Annotated in this window: 18 protein-coding genes; 10 read left to right on the top strand and 8 right to left on the bottom strand. The window is 67.6% G+C overall.

Annotation, left to right across the window (positions count from 1 at the left end):
* Nucleotides 1-2 precede the first annotated feature (2 nt).
* Nucleotides 3-1589: a sugar transferase gene (locus tag KXD96_RS23895; RefSeq protein ID WP_260740682.1), complete on the bottom strand. Its 1587-nt coding sequence runs from the start codon at nt 1587-1589 to the stop codon at nt 3-5.
* Nucleotides 1590-1610: 21 nt separating this feature from the next.
* Here KXD96_RS23895 and KXD96_RS23890 point away from each other — a divergent pair, with 21 nt between their 5' ends.
* Nucleotides 1611-1802: a hypothetical protein gene (locus KXD96_RS23890; RefSeq protein ID WP_260740680.1), complete on the top strand. Its 192-nt coding sequence runs from the start codon at nt 1611-1613 to the stop codon at nt 1800-1802.
* Nucleotides 1803-1833: 31 nt separating this feature from the next.
* Here KXD96_RS23890 and KXD96_RS23885 read toward each other — a convergent pair whose 3' ends face one another.
* On the bottom strand, nt 1834-3027 hold the full coding sequence (locus KXD96_RS23885; RefSeq protein ID WP_260740677.1) for a PPE family protein: 1194 nt from the start codon (nt 3025-3027) through the stop codon (nt 1834-1836).
* Nucleotides 3028-3732: 705 nt separating this feature from the next.
* Here KXD96_RS23885 and KXD96_RS23880 point away from each other — a divergent pair.
* Nucleotides 3733-4410 (top strand): TetR/AcrR family transcriptional regulator, encoded by a 678-nt coding sequence (locus tag KXD96_RS23880; protein WP_260740676.1) that lies wholly within the window; start codon nt 3733-3735, stop codon nt 4408-4410.
* Between the two features lie 121 nt (nt 4411-4531).
* A complete protein-coding gene (locus tag KXD96_RS23875) occupies nt 4532-5242 on the top strand; it encodes a TetR/AcrR family transcriptional regulator (RefSeq protein WP_260740672.1) in 711 nt (236 codons plus the stop codon).
* Between the two features lie 88 nt (nt 5243-5330).
* Here the strand turns inward: KXD96_RS23875 and KXD96_RS23870 are convergent, their stop codons facing one another.
* Together KXD96_RS23870 and KXD96_RS23865 are read right to left on the bottom strand one after the other, a co-directional pair.
* The gene (locus tag KXD96_RS23870; protein WP_260740668.1) at nt 5331-5693 is read right to left on the bottom strand and encodes a PAS domain-containing protein; all 363 of its coding nucleotides are present in this window, start codon (nt 5691-5693) and stop codon (nt 5331-5333) included.
* Between the two features lie 155 nt (nt 5694-5848).
* Nucleotides 5849-6454 (bottom strand): TetR/AcrR family transcriptional regulator, encoded by a 606-nt coding sequence (locus KXD96_RS23865; RefSeq protein ID WP_260740664.1) that lies wholly within the window; start codon nt 6452-6454, stop codon nt 5849-5851.
* Between the two features lie 94 nt (nt 6455-6548).
* Between KXD96_RS23865 and KXD96_RS23860 the strand changes: the two genes are divergently transcribed.
* Both KXD96_RS23860 and KXD96_RS23855 read left to right on the top strand, forming a co-directional pair.
* Complete coding sequence (locus KXD96_RS23860; protein ID WP_260740662.1) at nt 6549-7022, top strand: DUF1772 domain-containing protein; 474 nt, start codon at nt 6549-6551, stop codon at nt 7020-7022.
* A 21-nt stretch (nt 7023-7043) separates the two neighbouring features.
* A complete protein-coding gene (locus KXD96_RS23855) occupies nt 7044-7409 on the top strand; it encodes a nitroreductase family deazaflavin-dependent oxidoreductase (protein WP_260740660.1) in 366 nt (121 codons plus the stop codon).
* Here the strand turns inward: KXD96_RS23855 and metG are convergent.
* On the bottom strand, nt 7406-8947 hold the full coding sequence (metG, locus tag KXD96_RS23850) for a methionine--tRNA ligase (RefSeq protein WP_260740658.1): 1542 nt from the start codon (nt 8945-8947) through the stop codon (nt 7406-7408). The two genes, KXD96_RS23855 and metG, sit on opposite strands and share 4 nt — an antisense overlap.
* Before the next feature lie 19 nt (nt 8948-8966).
* Here metG and KXD96_RS23845 point away from each other — a divergent pair, with 19 nt between their 5' ends.
* From KXD96_RS23845 to KXD96_RS23825, 5 genes are all read left to right on the top strand, one after another.
* Complete coding sequence (locus KXD96_RS23845) at nt 8967-9818, top strand: TatD family hydrolase (RefSeq protein ID WP_260745525.1); 852 nt, start codon at nt 8967-8969, stop codon at nt 9816-9818.
* A gap of 161 nt (nt 9819-9979) precedes the next feature.
* Nucleotides 9980-11107, top strand: a complete 1128-nt coding sequence (locus KXD96_RS23840) for a resuscitation-promoting factor (protein ID WP_260740657.1) — start codon at nt 9980-9982, stop codon at nt 11105-11107.
* The gene (gene rsmA, locus KXD96_RS23835) at nt 11071-12024 is read left to right on the top strand and encodes a 16S rRNA (adenine(1518)-N(6)/adenine(1519)-N(6))-dimethyltransferase RsmA (protein WP_260740653.1); all 954 of its coding nucleotides are present in this window, start codon (nt 11071-11073) and stop codon (nt 12022-12024) included. Before KXD96_RS23840 ends, rsmA begins: the two co-directional genes overlap by 37 nt.
* A gap of 73 nt (nt 12025-12097) precedes the next feature.
* The gene (locus tag KXD96_RS23830; RefSeq protein ID WP_260740650.1) at nt 12098-13054 is read left to right on the top strand and encodes a 4-(cytidine 5'-diphospho)-2-C-methyl-D-erythritol kinase; all 957 of its coding nucleotides are present in this window, start codon (nt 12098-12100) and stop codon (nt 13052-13054) included.
* A gap of 299 nt (nt 13055-13353) precedes the next feature.
* A complete protein-coding gene (locus tag KXD96_RS23825; RefSeq protein ID WP_260740646.1) occupies nt 13354-14988 on the top strand; it encodes a fatty acyl-AMP ligase in 1635 nt (544 codons plus the stop codon).
* Nucleotides 14989-15078: 90 nt separating this feature from the next.
* On the opposite strand, the gene pth is transcribed toward KXD96_RS23825, so the two are convergent.
* The 3 genes from pth to KXD96_RS23810 all read right to left on the bottom strand — a co-directional run bounded on the left by pth (nt 15079) and on the right by KXD96_RS23810 (nt 17341).
* Entirely contained in the window at nt 15079-15654 is a 576-nt protein-coding gene (gene pth / locus KXD96_RS23820) for an aminoacyl-tRNA hydrolase (protein ID WP_260740644.1), read from the bottom strand.
* 12 nt (nt 15655-15666) lie between these two features.
* Nucleotides 15667-16326 carry a 50S ribosomal protein L25/general stress protein Ctc gene (locus tag KXD96_RS23815; RefSeq protein WP_260740642.1) on the bottom strand — a complete coding sequence of 220 codons (660 nt, stop codon included), beginning with the start codon at nt 16324-16326 and terminating at the stop codon, nt 15667-15669.
* A gap of 133 nt (nt 16327-16459) precedes the next feature.
* Complete coding sequence (locus tag KXD96_RS23810; protein WP_260740640.1) at nt 16460-17341, bottom strand: oxidoreductase; 882 nt, start codon at nt 17339-17341, stop codon at nt 16460-16462.
* Between the last annotated feature and the right edge of the window lie 105 nt (nt 17342-17446).

Raw genomic sequence — 17446 nt, 5'->3', positions numbered from 1 at the left:
ACCTAGTATGCGCCGTGACTGGTCAGAACGGCCTTGATCGTCTTCGCGATGATGATGAGATCACCCGACATCGACCAGTTGTCGACGTAGGAAAGGTCCAACCGGACCGACTCTTCCCACGAAAGGTCCGATCGGCCGCTCACCTGCCACAGTCCGCTGACGCCCGGCTTCACCAGCAACCGCCGCTTGACCTCACCGTCGTAGTTTTCGACTTCGCGCTGCAACGGGGGGCGTGGCCCGACCACGCTCATGTCCCCCTTGAGCACGTTGATGAATTGTGGCAGCTCGTCGATGCTGAACCTGCGCAGTATCCGCCCGACTGGCGTGACCCGCGGGTCTTGGCGCATCTTGAAAAGCACACCGCCGGCGCCTTCGTTCAGCGCCAACAGGTTTTCGACTTGGCTGTCGGCGCCGACGGTCATCGTCCGGAACTTGAGCATGGTGAAGGGCTTCCCGTCGATGCCGATCCGTTCGGACGGGTAGAACACCGGGCCCTTGCTGGTGAGCTTGATGGCGATCGCCGCCGCGATGAGTATGGGTGCCGTCCCGATGAGAGCCGCCAGCGCGAACAGGAAATCGAACACCTGTTTCTGGAAGCGTTGGGTCCCTTCGTATTGCGGCTTCTGCACCTGCAGCAGGGGCATGCCCGCGGTGGGCCGCAGGCTCAGGCGCGCTTCGGCGACGTCCATCATCCCGGGTGACACCAGGACGTCGACGTCCATCGTCTCCAATTGCCACATCAGCTCTCGGATACCGCGCATCCCAAAGTGATCGGGCTGCGTGACCGCCACGGTGTTCGCGCCGCTGCGTTGAACCGCGGCCACCACGTGCGTGACGTCACCGAGAATCGGCACGGCACGGCCGCCGAGGGTAAGGGTATTACCGCGCGGTGGCCCGTACCCCGGAATGCACGCGCCCACCACGGCGTAACCGTCCAGCGGGCTGCGGGCCAGCTCATGGGCGAGTTGGGAAACGGCCTGCCGGTCTCCGATCGCCAAGACCTTGGTCTGGCAGTGGCCGTCCGCGCGCATCCGGCGAATGCGTTTGCGCCACATGCTGCGGCTCGCCAGCAGGCCCATGGTCCCGAGGGGGAGGGCGATCGCAAGATAACCCCGGGCCAGGTCGACTTTGGCCAGCAAAGTCACCATCGCGATGATCCCGAAGGTCCAGAACGACGCGCTGCCGATCCGGCGGTACTCGTCGATTCCGGCGCCGATGACTCGCGGTGAGCGCGTCTGAAATGCCGCCAGCGACGACAGCCACAGCGTCGCGAAAAGGATTGAGAACAGCGTCATTACGACATGCGAGTAACCCGAGCTGTTGGCGATTTCGGCGAATCGGACGTACTGCGCGAGCAGTACCGACGCACACACGATCACCGTGTCGCTGATGCGCAGATGGCGCGAATACCGGTGCTGCCAGCGGCGGATGGCGTTTCCGCCGGGCGCGGGCGCCGCGGCGGCGGTAACCGACAAAGCGCTGGTTCGGTGGCGAGGCAACGACGTCTTGACGGCCGGTCTCCGCTGGGGGCGGTCCGGTTCGGCGTGCACGACATCCACCGGTTCCTGGGTCATCAGCGGGTGAGACATGGCGCTGCACTTTCGATCGGTGTGAAGCTTGGCGTTCGCGGGGGCCAACTGGCGTCCGGCTCGGAGCCGACCGTGACCGGCAGCGGCCTGACCATCCCGCGGTCCTGCCAACGCAATTCCTGCTCGTCGGACGGCGCGGGGATGACCGTCGCGCCCGCGACCGCGGTGGGCATGTGCTTCACTGACCGCTCCTTCCAGGACGAGACGCCGTGAAATGTTCGCTGGGGTCGTTTCATGTGAAGGCCTAGGCGTATCCGGCAGCCGGTGGACGTGTCATCACCGTGGGGATAGTCCCGTATCGGGGTCCGACGGATCGGCCGGAACGGCCCAAACCGCTTGGCGCCCCTCCCAATACGCTGGGCGGCACGTTCGTCACGTTTGCGCCGTCGAGACCGCCATTCGCCAATGCGGCCGCGGTGCTGATCTTGGCCTCCGGGATCACGCTGGTCCAGCTGGCTGGCACGGACAACGGGCCCAACGAGTTTGCTTTGCCCACGGTGCTCTTCACGCTCGACGTGAGCGACGGGGCGGCGCCCCCCGAGGCGGCCGGATTCGCCGCTTCGGCGGCCGCCGCTGCCCGGGCCTCCGCATTCGCGGTAGCCTGCATCCCCTGCCCGGTCTGGGCAATGGCAAAGCTGGAGGACAGCACATAGAGCGGCGTGGCTGCCGCCATGAAATAGCTGGGAATTGCGTACACCGGGGTGGTCGCGAGGCTGATCAGCGCCGGCGACAGCGTCGAAAGGTCAGTGGCCGCCACGGTTGCCCCGGAGGCGGCTGCAAGGCTCGCAGTGGGTGCGGCGAGCTGCGTCAGCGTTGTCGGAACCGAGGAAACGATGTCGGCCAGTGACTCCGATCCCGCACCAGCGGCGGCCCTGCCCACTGCGGTGGCCTGCTCGGCCAACCCCGCCGGGTTGGTGACCTGCGGCGGCGGCGCGAAGGGTGTCACTTCGCAGGCGGCAGCCGAACCCGCGGCGTACTGATACATCGCCGCGGCGTCCTGCGCCCACATTTCGCCGTACTCGGCCTCGGTGGCCGCGATCGCCGCCGAATTCTGGCCGAAGAAATTGGTGGCGATCAGCGTCGCGAGCTGGACCCGGTTGGCCTCGACGGCCGGCGGGGGAACGGTCATCGCAAACGCGGCTTCGTAGATTTCGACGGCGAGCCTGGCCTGACCGGCCGCCTCGGCGGCCCGCGCGGCCGCGCCGGCGGTCCACGCCATATAGGGAGCGAAGGCCGACGCCATGGTCAACGACGAGGGGCCCAACCAGCGGCCGGTCGTCAGCCCCGCGATCACCGAGCGGTAACAACTTGCAGCGGAAGACAATTCGGCGGCAAGGCTGTCCCAGGCCACCGCGGCGGCCACTAGCGAGACCGGACCCGGGCCGGCATACATCCGCGCGGAGTTGAACTCCGGGGGCAAGGCGCCGAAATCGATCACTTCAGACTCCGGCCTCATGGGCGACGCGGGTCGCCGGACGCGGACGCGCACCGGCTCCGGAGCCACCCCTCGCGGCTCCGGAGCCGGTCACGTACTTCAGTGCCTGTAACCTTCGTGAGAACATACTAAAAGTATTAACTAGGACAAATAACTGGACAAAGAGTATTTCGACCGCCGACTGGAGGGGATTTAGTCCCTTGCCGGGCGTTCTACCTGCTGACGCTGCTAGCGCGCATGGCCTCGTGGTCACGACGGGCATGTCCTTCTCCTCACACCCAGCAGGTGCCCCGGGGCCGGACGTATTTGGCTGCTCAAGCGCCCCGGCGTTCGGGTTTGGCCAGGTCCGACCTACAAACTAACAATCTGATAATAGACTATAAACCATACTAAAAGTTTGTAAATAGGGTGTGACCATCACTACAGGTATTTACCGGAGGGTCAAGGCGGCCGGCTGCGGCTGCTAATCTCGGACATGGCCCACGTACTGCCCGGGGGTGGCCGGTCGGTGTCGTTTCCGACCGCCTAAGAACCGAGGTGTGCCATGCTCATCAACCTGACGGCGATCCAGCACGTCCGGGTCGCAACCCCCGACGAGCTCGCTCGCTACCCACGCCGATGGCGGAGGACGCGGCATCCCTGCCGGGTTCGCCCTTCCCCGCGAGGGGCATGCGTTCCGGGCCGAGGAGAGCTGAGCCGGCAATTCCGATGACGACCCACTCGACCGATGGACGCGCCGACGCAACGCGGCGACAGATTCTGCGGGCCGCCTCGCATCAGTTCGCGCGCCGGCCATACCACGACGTCGGTCTCGACGACATTCTCGCCGAGGCTCAGCTGACCAAGGGCGCGATGTATTTCCACTTCAAGTCCAAACACGCCCTGGCGATGGAGCTCATCGACAAACAGACCGCCGCGTCTTCCGTCGCGGTGGGCGACCTGCTGACTAAGGGGCTCTCGGGCCTGGAAACCCTCATCGACTTCTCGTACCTGATCGCCGTTCAGGACATCAAAACGGATCAGGTCAGGGCCAGCCTCAATCTGATCGAGTCGGTCGCGCAATCCGAAGGCCTGCGGGACACGTTGCTGAGCGGCTGGGTGGAAGCGGTGTCGGGGGTTGTTCAGCAGGCCATTGCCGAGGGTGATATCGACGAGCGCTGCGAGCCCGACGACGTGGGACGGCTGATGGTGTCCCTGCATATGGGGCTGCGCAAAACCAGCAATTTGGACGAGCCGGAACGATTCCTGGTCGACCTGGAGAAATGCTGGATACTCATCCTCGGCGGGATCCTGCAACCGGACCGAACCGAGTACTTTCGCCAATTCCTCAGGCGCCGTGCGGCGCTCGCCGTCAATGCCAGCTCGACTGAGGCACATTCGCCGTAACACGAGGAAGCCGACGAGGCGGCACGCCCGCCGCGGTCGCGGCTGCTATCTTGGACGTCTTGACGGTCGATGTCAGACCAAATCAACGACTCCGCGCACCCGACGCGACTCCGGAGGGACGATGCCGCGCCAGGTCCGATCCGAAGCCACTCGGCGCAAGATCCTCGATGCGGCCACCGAGGTGTTCGGCGAAGTCGGGTATGCCGCCGCCGGGTGGGGGGCGATCATCGAGCGGACGGGGATGACCAAGGGCGCCCTCTATCACCACTTCGATTCGAAGGAATCGTTGGCGTCCGACATCCTCAAGGAAGGCTCCGATACGCTTCTCACCGCCTTTCGAAACGTATGTGGGCCGTCATCGCCGGGGCTGGAGAACCTGCTGCACGGCGCCTTCACCATTGTCGTAGTGCTGAATTCGGACAAGATGGTTCGCACGGCCGAGCAATTGGCTTCTGCCTTAAGCGGATTGAATGAGGCCGCCGCGAGCTTCTACGCGGACCTGGCGGCCAAGATCGCCGACGAGGCCAGGCGGGCGATCAGTGAGGGAGACCTCCGCGAGGAGGTCGACCCCGAGGTGCTCTCCGAGTTCCTCGTCGGTGCCATGTTCGGAACGCGGTTGGTGTTCAATGCGATAGCCCGGCGCGACCCGAACAGGGGAGTCGCCAACGATATCGCCGGGCGCCTGCGTCAGATCTTGGAACTGTTGCTGCCCGGCACCGTCACGGAAGCCTCGCTCCCTTATTTCCGGCAATTCCTCGATCGCGAAGTAATGCGCCATGCCCCGGCGATTGCCACCCGTCCCGACGCCCCCGTGGAACCCCTGAACGGTTGATGCCCGCGGGCCTCGAACGCAAAAGCGGATGCGCCAACAGGGTTTTCGCTCACCCGCTGATGAGCTCCGGCGGTCTGCCGCGCCGCGGTTAGCGGTCGTCCATCCACAACTGCTCGGTCAGATCCTGGAACGTCGCGAGAACGAACTGGTCGTCGGCTCGCATCGCCGCCGATTTGCTCATCAGGGCCCGAACCACCGAACCGTCTTTGTGCGCCAGCTCGACGACCATGTTCGCCAGGGACTGAACGACCGATAACAACGAATCCGAGGCCGGCACCTGATGGAAGATCTGATCGAACCGCAGCGACAAGACCTCTTCCGGCTCGTAACCCATCATCTCGGCGAACGCGGCATTGGAAAACAGGATGCGGCCGTCATTTCCGATGGCCAGCACGGGGATCGGGATCCGCTCGAGCACAACCAATGCGGGCAGCTGCTTCAGGGCCGTCATCGGCGAGTCCCCGTCTTGCCCAGTACGTCGTCGGTCCACCGGCCGATTATGCCGCATAACATAGGCTATACACGAGATCTTTTCGCGGATGCGGCCGCCGGAACGGGCGGCTCGTTGCCGTTCCTTCGCTCGACGTTCGTGGCTCGGCAGGCCGCCTACTTGCCTTCGGGAAGCGCCGTCGGTGTAGCGGCTCCGCAGAATCCGCTGACGAGGATGTCGACGCGGGCGGCGTGATGGTCCGGGCGTAACCGCGCGCCGCGCTCCAGGGTGACCAGCCCGTGCAGGGCCGCCCAAACCACCTCGGTCAGCGTGTCGGGGTCCCGCGGGCCCGCGACCAACTCGACCGCCGCGCGCAGTTCGGCGAAGGCCGCCGTCAGCTCGGCCGGGGTGTCCGCCGCGGCGAACGGCAGCGTTGTTGCGCGGGTGAACATCGCGTCGAACAGTGCGGGATTGTCTCGGGCGAACCCGATGAACGCCTGGGCAACTCGCGTTAGGGCGTCCCGGCCGTCGGTGGCGCCCCCTCGCGCGGCGCCGAGCGCGTCCGCGAGTTCGGCGAATCCCTCGACGGCGACCGAAGCGGCGATGTCCTCCATGCCCGAGAAGTGCTTGTAGAGCACCGGTTGGCTGTACTCGATCTCGGCGGACAGCCGACGGGTGGTGACGGCGTCCCAACCCTCTTCCTCGGCCAGCTTGCGCGCCGTAGCGGTGATCAGCCGACGACGGGCGGCTCGCTCGCGCGCCCGGCGATCTTCGATGGCCATCCCGCTATGTTAGCGCCGATATTAAAACTAGCGCCGCTATTGACACGCGCGCCCGCGGGGGTTAGCGTCGCTAACGTCTACCGGAGACGAGGGGGTGCGCATCATGATCGCCACGTTGTTCGCGGCCATCGCGGTGCTGGGTACCGCGGTGGTCTACGGCACCGACGTGTTCTGCGCGGCGGTGCAGCGGCCCGCGCTGGCCCGCGTCGACGGCCGGTCCCTGCTCGCGGTGATGGGCAACATCCACCGCTACGGAGACCGCCGCATGCCGGTGCCCGGGGTGCTCGGCCTGGCCGCCGCGGCGGTCAGCGCGGCATTTGCCGCCCTGGCCGGCCGCTGGGGGCAAGCCGGCGCGGCCGCCGCCGCCGTCGCCCTGCTGCTGGTGTGGCTGCTGGTCTATCTGCGGGTGAGCGCGCCGATCAACCGCCAACTCACTGCCGGAGTGGACCAACCCGGGCTGCCGATCGATGCCCAAGCGCTGCAACGTAACTGGGACAAGGTGATCGCAATCAGGGCGAGCCTGCAGGGCCTGGCCGTCGCGGCGTTGTGCCTGGCGCTGGTGATCTGACGTGGAAGGGGAATCGGGACCATGACCATAGGCAAGAACGTCGGGCGCCTGGTGATGCGCGCGGCGCCGCTCTTCAACGCGCCGGTCGCCGCGATAGCGGCCTCGCCGCGCTTCGGCTCCGCAATCAGGCGCAGCATCACGCTCGTGACCTACACGGGCCGACGTACGGGACGGACGTTTTCGATTCCGGTGGCCTACCGCCGCCGCGGCGACGATATCGAGATCGCGGCCAACATGCCTGACGCCAAGACGTGGTGGCGCAACTTTGTCGGCGATGGCGCTCCGGTGTCGCTGACCCTCGATGGCGCCGAACGGACCGGGCATGCCGTCGCGCACCGGGACGCCAACGGGCGCGTCACCGTGCGGGTGCGCCTGGACGGCAGCTAGTCGGCTTGGTAGCGCGGGAAGACGCCGGCCGGCGCCGGCAGCGCCGTGCCGGGCGCCAGCCGGTTGCCGATCGCGTCGAAGCTGCGCTGTTCGGGCGTTTGGCCGAGCAGATCCAGTAGCTTGCCCGCCGAATCGGGCATGACCGGCTGAATCAACAGCGCCGCGATGCGAACAGCTTCACACGTCGTGTAAAGCACTGTCGCGAAGCGCTTTTGGTCCGCCTCCGAGTCGCTCTTGCGCAACACCCATGGCTGCTGCGCCGAGAAATATCGGTTGGCCGCGCCAAGCATCAGCCAGATCGCTTCCAGCCCCAGGTGCATGGCCTGCCCGTCGAAGCTGGCGCGCACCCGTTCCAGCAGGCCGTCGGCCGTCGCCAGCAGGTCGGCGTCGTCGGCGGTGAATTCGCCGGGGGTCGGTACGACGCCGTCCAGGTTCTTGGCCACCATGGACAGCGACCGCTGGGCCAGGTTGCCCAGCTCGTTGGCGAGGTCGGTGTTGATGCGCGTGATGATGGCTTCTTCGCTGTAGCTGCCGTCCTGGCCGAACGGGACCTCGCGCAACAGGAAATAGCGCAGCTGATCCACGCCGAACGTATCGGTCAGGGCGACCGGGTCGACGATGTTGCCCAGAGACTTGCTCATCTTCTCGCCCCGGTTGAGCAGGAACCCGTGCGCAAAGACTCTGCGCGGCAGCTCGATCCCGGCAGACATCAGAAACGCCGGCCAGTAGACCGTGTGGAACCGGATGATGTCTTTCCCGATCATGTGCAGATCGGGGGGCCAGTAGCGGCGGAACAGCTCCGAGTCGGTGTCGGGGTAGCCCACCCCGGTCAGGTAGTTGGTCAGCGCGTCGACCCAGACGTACATGACGTGATCGGGATGGTCGGGCACTTTCACGCCCCAGTCGAAAGAGGTGCGCGAGATCGACAGGTCGCGCAGGCCGCCGGAGACGAAGCTGACCACTTCGTTGCGTCGCGCTTCGGGGGCGATGAAGTCGGGGTTGGCCTCGTAGTGGGCCAGCAGCCTGTCGGCATACGCCGACAGCCGGAAGAAATACGTCTGCTCTTCGGTCCAGGTCACGGGGGTGCCGGTCTCGACGGCGACCCGGGTGCCATCGACCACAGCGGTCTCCGATTCGACGAAGAACCGCTCGTCGCGCACCGAATACCAGCCGGAATAGCTGTCCAAGTAGATGTCTCCGGCGGCATCCATCCGCCGCCAGATCTCCCTGGATGCCTCGTGGTGGTCGGGGTCCGTGGTTCGGATGAACCGGTCGAAGGAGATGTTCAGCCTCTCCTGCAGCCGTTGGAACACATCGGAATTGCGCCGCGCCAGCTCGGCGGTCGGGAGGCCTTCCGCCGCCGCCGTCTCGAGCATCTTGAGGCCGTGCTCGTCGGTGCCGGTCAGGAAACGCACGTCGAAGCCGTCGAGCCGCTTGAACCGGGCGATGGCGTCGGTGGCGATGTACTCATAGGCGTGCCCGACGTGCGGTTTGCCATTTGGGTACGTGATCGCGGTGGTGACGTAGAAGGGCCTCATCGTGAGTCCACCTTATTGTGTGCGCGTGAGCTCCAGCCGACGACAACGAGAAGCGCCGCCCGCCCCCGAACCGCTGGCGCCCCTGGTCGACGCCCACACCCACCTCGACGCCTGCGGTGCGCGGGACGCCGGGGACGTGCGCGCGATCGTGGACCGCGCCGCGGCGGTCGGGGTGGGGGCGGTGGTCACCGTCGCCGACGACCTGGACTCGGCGCGCTGGGTGACACAAGCCGCCGGCTGGGATCCGCGGGTGTATGCCGCGGTGGGGCTGCACCCGACCCGCGCCGACGCGTTGGACGACGACGCCCGCGGCGAAATCGAGCGGCTGGTGGCGCATCCCAGGGCGGTGGCCGTCGGAGAGACCGGGCTGGACCTGTATTGGCCGGGGCGCCTCGACGGATGCGCACAGTCCGACACCCAGCGGGAAGCCTTCGCATGGCACATCGACCTGGCCAAACGGTGTGGAAAACCGCTGGTGATCCACAACCGCGAGGCCGACGCGGAAGTGCTCGACGTGCTGGCGGGCGAGGGGGCTCCCGACATCGTGATCTTCCATTGCTTCTCGTCGGATGCCGCGATGGCCCGCCGCTGCGTGGACGCCGGATGGCTGCTCAGCCTGTCGGGAACGGCGAGCTTCCGCAACGCCCGCGACTTGCGGGAAGCCATCCCGTTGATACCGCTGGAGCAGCTTCTCGTGGAAACCGATGCGCCCTTCTTGACGCCGCACCCCTTCCGCGGGTCGCCGAACGAGCCGTACTGCCTTCCTTATACTGTGCGGGCGGTCGCCGAACTGATGGGTCGTCCCGCCGAAGAGCTGGCTCAGGCCACCACGAGCAACGCTCGGCGGGTCTACGGGCTGGCTCCCGGCTAATCGGGCAAAAGGGACGATTCCGCTAACAAAAACTCGCGCCGGAGTTGCTCAACATTGGCCGGTTCGTTACCGTCTTGTGATCGAAAGGCCTTCGGGCCCTTATTTGTCGCTTGGTGCTAATAGGTCGTTGGAGTGCATGCTGTGGTCGGGATAGACGCGCGTTGACTGTATTAACAAAACTTCATCAGACACCGTCTCCGATGTTGCGGCTCGTGGTCGGAGGGCTGCTGGTAGTCCTGGCATTCGCCGGTGGATTCGCAGTCTCCGCGTGCAAGACGGTGACGCTGACCGTCGACGGAATCGCCATGCGGGTGACGACCATGAAATCGCGAGTGATCGACATCGTGCAGGAGAACGGCTTCGCCGTCGACGAGCGTGACGACCTGTACCCCGCCGGAGACGTCAAGGTGCACGACGCCGCCAACATCGTCTTGCGCCGCAGCCGGCCGCTGCAGATCTCGCTGGACGGCCACGACACCAAGCAGGTGTGGACGACGGCATCCACCGTCGACGAGGCGCTGGCCCAGCTCGCCATGACCGACACCGCCCCGGCCGCGGCCTCCCGCGGCAGCCGGGTCCCGCTGGCCGGGATGGCGCTGCCCGTCGTCAGCGCGAAGACGGTCCGCATCACCGACGGCGGCGCGACACGCACGGTGCACCTGCCGGCACCGAACGTCGCGGGCCTGCTGAGCGCCGCCGGCGCCCCGCTCCTCGAAGGCGACCAGGCGGTGCCGAGCGCGTCGTCGCCCATCGTCGACGGCATGGAGATCCAGGTGACCCGCAACCGCATACAGCGGGTCACCGAGCGGATGCCGTTGCAGCCCAACGCCCGTCGGGTCGAGGACCCGAACATGAACATGAGCCGCCAGGTGGTCGAAGACCCGGGCAGCCCGGGCACCCAGGACGTCACGTTCGCGGTGGCCACCGTCAACGGCGTCGAGACCGGCCGGTTGCCGATCGCCAACACGGTGATCACCCCGGCCCGTGAGGCCGTCGTGCGGGTCGGAACCAAGCCCGGCACGGATGTGCCACCGGTCACCAACGGGAACATCTGGGACGCGATCGCGGGCTGCGAGGCCGGCGGGAACTGGGCGATCAACACCGGCAACGGCTACTACGGCGGTGTGCAGTTCGACCAGGGCACCTGGGAGCGTAACGGCGGGCTGCGGTTCGCCGCGCGCGCCGACCTGGCGACTCGGGAGGAGCAGATCGCCGTCGCAGAGGTGACGCGGGAGCGCCAGGGCTGGGGCGCGTGGCCGGTGTGCAGCGGAAGAGCTGGTGCGAACTGACAATCCGGCTGCTCGGTCGCACCGAGATCAGGCGGCTTGCCAGAGACCTTGACTTTCGGCCACGGAAATCCCTCGGTCAAAACTTCGTCCACGACGCCAACACGGTCCGTCGGATCGTCTCGATTGCCGGCGTCGGCCGTTCCGACCACGTCCTCGAGGTCGGTCCCGGCCTGGGCTCGCTGACGCTGGCATTGCTGGACCGCGGTGCCACTGTCACCGCCGTCGAAATCGACCCCGTGCTGGCCGATCGGTTGCCGCAAACCGTCGCCGAACACTCGCACCGCGAGATCCACCGGCTCACCGTGCTCAATCGCGACGTCTTGACGCTGCGCCGCGACGAGCTCGCCGCGCAGCCCAACGCGGTCGTCGCCAACCTGCCCTACAACGTCGCGGTGCCGGCGCTGCTGCATCTGCTCGCCGAGTTCCCGTCCATCCAGACCGTGACCGTCATGGTGCAGGCGGAGGTGGCCGAACGTCTGGCCGCCGAGCCCGGCGGCAAGGAGTACGGCGTGCCCAGCGTCAAGGTCCGCTACTTCGGCGCGGTTCGGCGGTGTGGCATGGTGTCGCCGACCGTCTTCTGGCCCATTCCCCGCGTCTATTCCGGGCTCGTGCGCATCGACCGCTACGCCACCCCGCCGTGGCCCACCGACGAAGCCTTCCGCCGTCAAGTGTTCGAGCTGGTCGACATCGCGTTCGCGCAGCGGCGCAAGACGGCTCGCAACGCGTTCGTGCAGTGGGCCGGCTCGGGCAACGAGTCGGCGAACCGGCTGTTGGCCGCCAGCATCGACCCGGCCCGTCGCGGTGAGACGCTGTCCATCGAGGACTTCGTGCGGCTGTTGCTGCGATCGAGCGAACCGGCCGACACCGCCGCCGCGGACGGCCCGCCCCCGGCCCAACAGCAGCCTTCCCCGAGCTGACGGCGGCGGCCGCGGCGTCTCCGGGCGCCGCTGCGTGTAGTTGGCCGGTTGCAGCGATAGTCTGCTGCGGTGGTTGACAATGTCTGACGGCAACACCGCCGCCCAGTGGGTGCCCACCGGGTCGGTCACCGTTCGAGTTCCCGGGAAGGTCAACCTGTATCTGGCGGTCGGTGATCGCCGCGAGGACGGCTATCACGAGCTGACGACCGTTTTTCAGGCCGTTTCCCTGCTCGACGAGGTGACGGTCCGCAACGCCGACGTGCTGTCGCTCGAGCTCGTCGGCGAGGGTGCCGACAAACTGCCCACCGACGAACGCAACCTCGCCTGGCAGGCCGCCGAGCTGATGGCCGAACATGTCGGCCGGGCGCCCGACGTCTCGATCATGATCGACAAATCCATCCCGGTGGCCGGCGGGATGGCCGGTGGCAGCGCCGATGCGGCGGCCGTGCTGGTCGCCATGAACTCGCTGTGGGAATTGAACGTGCCCCGCCGCGATCTGCGCATGCTCGCCGCGCGGTTGGGCAGCGACGTCCCCTTCGCGCTGCACGGCGGGACCGCGCTGGGCACCGGCCGCGGCGAGGAGCTGGCCACCGTCCTGTCCCGCAACACCTTTCACTGGGTGCTGGCGTTCGCCGACGGGGAGCTGCTCACCCCGGCGGTGTTCCGAGAGCTGGACCGGCTCCGGGAAGCGGGGGACCCGCCCCGGCTCGCCGGGCCCGGCCCCGTGTTGGCGGCCTTGGCGGCGGGCGACCCCGAACAGCTGGCTTCGCTGCTGGGCAACGAGATGCAGGCCGCCGCGGTCAGCCTGAACCCGAGGCTGCGTCGCACCCTGCGGGCCGGGGTGCAGGCCGGCGCCCTGGCGGGCATCGTGTCCGGCTCGGGCCCGACGTGCGCCTTCCTGTGCGCCTCGGCGGCCTCGGCGGTCGACGTCGGCACCGAGATATCCGGCGCGGGCGTCTGCCGCACGGTGCGGGTCGCCAGCGGGCCGGTGGCCGGTGCGCGCGTGGTTCCGGCCCCGACCGAAGTGTGAAAATCGCCCCAAAACGCGCATTCGTTTGGGCAGTTCCCTAAGAGGAGTTTAAGATAATGCGCGGTGACGGGTAGCGCTGAGCAAGACCATTCATTTCAGTCGTCCGCCGGGGTCCCCGGCGGACGACTGATACTTCGGGTCCACCGGCGAGTGCCGGGCCCGATTCGCGCCGACTCATCGCCGATTCGAGACCTAACCGCAGCCCGACTGTGTTTGCGTGCCTGCTCCCAAGTGTTACCCAGTGGGCGGAATATGAGATCCCGGGCGTTGGGGCGAGAGCCTGGACCGAGGAGGTTTGTGTGAGCAGGTTTACCGAGAAGATGTACCGCAATGCCCGCGCCGCGACGACGGGCATGGTCACCGGTGAACCACACGAACCGGTCCGGCACACCTGGGGCGAGGTGCACGAGCGCGCTCGTCGCATCGCGGGCGGGCTGGCCGCCGCCGGCATCGGCCTCGGCGACGCCGTCGGTGTCCTGGCCGGCTTCCCGGTGGAGATCGCCCCGACGGCGCAGGGCCTCTGGATGCGTGGCGCCAGCCTGACGATGCTGCACCAGCCCACCCCGCGCACCGACCTGGCCGTGTGGGCCGAAGACACCATGAACGTCATCGGCATGATCGAGGCCAAGGCCATCGTCGTCTCCGAGCCCTTCCTGGTGGCCATCCCCGTGCTCGAGGAGAAGGGCATCAAGGTCCTCACCGTCGCCGACCTGCTGGCGTCGGATCCGATCGAGCCCATCGAGGTCGGCGAGGATGACCTGGCGCTGATGCAATTGACCAGCGGCTCGACTGGATCCCCCAAGGCGGTCCAGATCACCCACCGCAACATCTACTCCAACGCCGAGGCGATGTTCATCGGCGCCAAGTACGACGTCGACAAGGACGTCATGGTCAGCTGGCTGCCCTGCTTCCACGACATGGGCATGGTCGGCTTCCTGACCATTCCCATGTATTTTGGCGCGGAGCTGGTCAAGGTCACCCCGATGGACTTCCTGCGCGACACGCTGCTGTGGGCCAAGCTCATCGACAAGTACCAGGGCACCATGACCGCGGCGCCCAACTTCGCCTACGCGCTGCTCGCCAAGCGGCTGCGCCGCAACGCCAAGCCCGGCGACTTCGACCTGTCCACCCTGCGCTTTGCGCTCTCCGGTGCCGAGCCCGTCGAACCGGCCGACGTGGAGGACCTGCTGGACGCGGGCAAGCCGTTCGGCCTGAATCCGTCGGCGATCCTGCCGGCTTACGGGATGGCCGAGACCACGCTGGCCGTGTCGTTCTCGGAGTGCAACGCCGGTCTGGTCGTCGACGAGGTCGACGCCGACCTGCTCGCCGCCCTGCGCCGCGCCGTGCCCGCCACCAAGGGCAACACGCGGCGGCTGGCCACGCTCGGCCCGCTGCTGCAGGACCTCGAGGCACGCATCATCGACGAGAACGGCGAGGTGATGCCCCCTCGCGGTGTCGGTGTCATCGAGCTGCGCGGCGAGTCGCTGACGCCCGGCTACCTGACCATGGGCGGCTTCATCTCGGCGCAGGACGAGAACGGTTGGTATGACACCGGCGACCTCGGTTACATGACCGAGGAGGGCCACGTCGTGGTGTGCGGCCGCGTCAAGGATGTCATCATCATGGCCGGCCGCAACATCTATCCCACCGACATCGAGCGGGCCGCCTGTCGCGTCGAGGGGGTGCGCCCCGGGTGCGCCGTCGCGGTGCGTCTGGACGCGGGCCACTCACGCGAGACGTTCGCCGTCGCCGTCGAGTCCAACGCCTGGCAGGACCCGGTGGAGGTGCGCCGCATCGAGCACCAGGTCGCCCGTGAGGTGGTGGCCGAGGTCGACATGCGGCCGCGCAACGTGGTGGTCCTCGGGCCGGGCACCATCCCGAAGACGCCGTCGGGCAAGCTGCGCCGGTCGCACTCCGCCACGCTCGTCACGTAGGCCTTGCCGCGTCGGTCTCGCCGCGTTGAGTGTGCGGCCAGGGCGGCGACACGCCGTGGCAGTCCGCCCTGAGCGCGCACCCGTGGGTGTTCACCAGGCGTGGACGCGGTTCTGCGCCGGCTCCAGCCCGAGTTCGATGAGCAACTCGGTCGCGTCCGCGGCCTGCTCGCAAATGGTGGGCACCTCGCCGCGCTCGGCGGGGGAGAAGTTCTCCAACACGAACGCCGCCGGGTCCTTGCGTCCCGGCGGGCGGCCGATCCCGATGCGGACCCGCTGAAACTCCTTGGTGCCGAGCGCGGCCGCCACCGAGCGCAGCCCGTTGTGGCCGCCCTCGCCGCCGCCGATCTTGAGCCGGATGCGGCCGAAGTCAAGGTCGAGGTCGTCGTGGATGACGACGATGTCCTCCGGGGCCACCGAGTAGAACTTTGCCAGCGGCCCGACCTGGCGGCCGGATTCATTCATGTAGCAGCGCGGCTTGGCCACCAACACCGGATGCCCGGCCAGCCGGCCGCTGACCACCTCGGCGCCGGAACGCTTGTGCACCTTGAACTTTGAGCCGAGCCGGTCGGCGAGCAGGTCGGCGACCATGAACCCGATGTTGTGCCGGGTCCGGGCGTAGTTGTCTCCGGGGTTGCCCAGGCCGACCACCAGCAACGGCTCGGCCACGTTTCGATCCGCCTACTCGGACTCGCCCGCGGCGGCCTCGGCCTCGCCGGCTTCCTCTTCCGCCGGGGCTTCTTCGCGCTCGGCGACCTCGCCCGCGCCCTCTTCCTCGAGTTCCTCGGCGGTCGGCGCCATCACCACGTTGACCACCAGCATTTCCGGGTCGGAGATCAGGTTGACGCCCCGCGGCAGGGTGATCCGGCCGGCGGTGAACTGGGTGCCCGGTTCGGCGTCCTCGACCGACACGGTGACGTGCTCGGGAATCGACAAGGCCTCGGCCTCGATCTCGATGGTGTTGGTTTCCTGGGTGACCAGGGTGCCGGGTGCGGCGTCGCCCTCGACGACGACGGTGACCTCCACGACGACCTTCTCGCCGCGGCGCACGACCAGCAGGTCGGCGTGCTGAATGGTGCGACGGATCGGGTGGATGTCGAGCGCCTTGGTCAGGGCCAGCTGTTCCTTGCCGTCGATGTCCAGGGTCAGCACCGCGTTGGTGCCCGCGTGCCGCAGCACCGCGGCGAAGTCGTGGCCGGGCAATTCCAGGTGTTGCGGGGCGGCGCCGTGGCCGTAGAGGACGGCGGGAATCTTGCCTTCGCGGCGGGCCCGGCGGGACGCGCCCTTGCCGGTCTCGGTTCGTACCGTGGCGGTGAGTTGGTTGCCTGCGGACTTGGCCATCGTGTCGCTCCTGTGTGCTCTTCAGTGTGGGGCACGGCCAGGATCGCGACAGTTCGTCGGTCTCCGTCGATAACGGTGCTGGCTGGCCAGCCACCCTCGCCGTGACGCCCGGTCAGGTTAGCGCATCCGCACCTCAGAGCGGAAATTTGGCGCCGGCGAGCTGCTCGGACAGCTCCCACAGCGCCGCCGCCATCCCCGGGTCCTGCGCCCGCCGGCTGCGCGCCACGGGTTGGCTGCGGCCGAACTGGCCGAATCGCGGCCCGACGAACGTGTTGCCGGGCAGGTCCTGCGACGCCGCGTATAGCGTCTGCCGCGCGCCGAAGTCGGCGTTGGTGGCGACCACCCGGGTGATCGCCGACATCATCGCGTCGCCCAGCTTGCGCCCGGAGGCCCCCTGCAGGTTGGTGTGCGAGTAGCCGGGGTGGGCGGCCAGCGCGCGCAGCCTGGAACCGGCCGAATCCAGGCGTCGCTGCAGCTCGCTGGTGAACAGCAGGTTGGCGAGCTTGGACTGGCTGTATGCCAGCCAGGGCGAGTAGCGCCGCGTCTTCCAGTTCAGGTCATCGAGACTGATCCGGCCCGCCCAGTGCGCCATCGACGACACGGTGACCACCCGATCGGTGAGTTTGGGCAGCAACAGGTTGGTGAGCGCGAAATGCCCGAGGTGGTTGGTGCCGATCTGGCTCTCGAAGCCGTCGACCGTCTGCGCGTAGGGGGCGGCCATGATGCCCGCGTTGTTGATCAGCACGTCGACCTTGTCGACGCCCTCGGCGAATTCGCGCACCGACGACAGATCCTGCAAATCGAGTGAGCGCACCTCGACCGGGCCGGTCTGGGAGCCCCTGATCTGCAGCGCGGCCTTCTCACCCTTGCGGATGTCGCGGACCGCCATGACGAGCGTGGCGCCCCGCCGCGCCAACTCTCGGGCGGTCACCGCGCCCAGGCCGCTGTTGGCCCCGGTGACGATGACGGTGCGCCCGGCGAACGAGGGCAGGTCTGCGGCGGTCCAGTTCGTCATGGCTGACGAGCCTATCGGCACGCTCCCAGCACGCCGAGATTGCCGCCAGGGCTGCGGTTCGGCCGCCGACTACGACCATGACGGCAATCTCGCTGAACACGAACC

This window comes from Mycobacterium sp. SMC-2 (genome assembly GCF_025263485.1).
Taxonomy (GTDB): domain Bacteria; phylum Actinomycetota; class Actinomycetes; order Mycobacteriales; family Mycobacteriaceae; genus Mycobacterium.
The sequence above is the reverse complement of the archived record's forward strand: the minus strand, read 5'-3'. Positions and strand labels throughout refer to the sequence as shown.

What these genes read in the sequence shown, in the direction of transcription:
- KXD96_RS23895 (WP_260740682.1), bottom strand. Translation starts at nt 1,589, where the DNA reads ATGTCTCACCCGCTGATGACCCAGGAACCGGTGGATGTCGTGCACGCC.
- KXD96_RS23880 (WP_260740676.1), top strand. Translation starts at nt 3,733, where the DNA reads ATGACGACCCACTCGACCGATGGACGCGCCGACGCAACGCGGCGACAG.
- KXD96_RS23875 (WP_260740672.1), top strand. Translation starts at nt 4,532, where the DNA reads ATGCCGCGCCAGGTCCGATCCGAAGCCACTCGGCGCAAGATCCTCGAT.
- KXD96_RS23870 (WP_260740668.1), bottom strand. Translation starts at nt 5,693, where the DNA reads ATGACGGCCCTGAAGCAGCTGCCCGCATTGGTTGTGCTCGAGCGGATC.
- KXD96_RS23865 (WP_260740664.1), bottom strand. Translation starts at nt 6,454, where the DNA reads ATGGCCATCGAAGATCGCCGGGCGCGCGAGCGAGCCGCCCGTCGTCGG.
- KXD96_RS23855 (WP_260740660.1), top strand. Translation starts at nt 7,044, where the DNA reads ATGACCATAGGCAAGAACGTCGGGCGCCTGGTGATGCGCGCGGCGCCG.
- metG (WP_260740658.1), bottom strand. Translation starts at nt 8,947, where the DNA reads ATGAGGCCCTTCTACGTCACCACCGCGATCACGTACCCAAATGGCAAA.
- KXD96_RS23815 (WP_260740642.1), bottom strand. Translation starts at nt 16,326, where the DNA reads ATGGCCAAGTCCGCAGGCAACCAACTCACCGCCACGGTACGAACCGAG.
- KXD96_RS23810 (WP_260740640.1), bottom strand. Translation starts at nt 17,341, where the DNA reads ATGACGAACTGGACCGCCGCAGACCTGCCCTCGTTCGCCGGGCGCACC.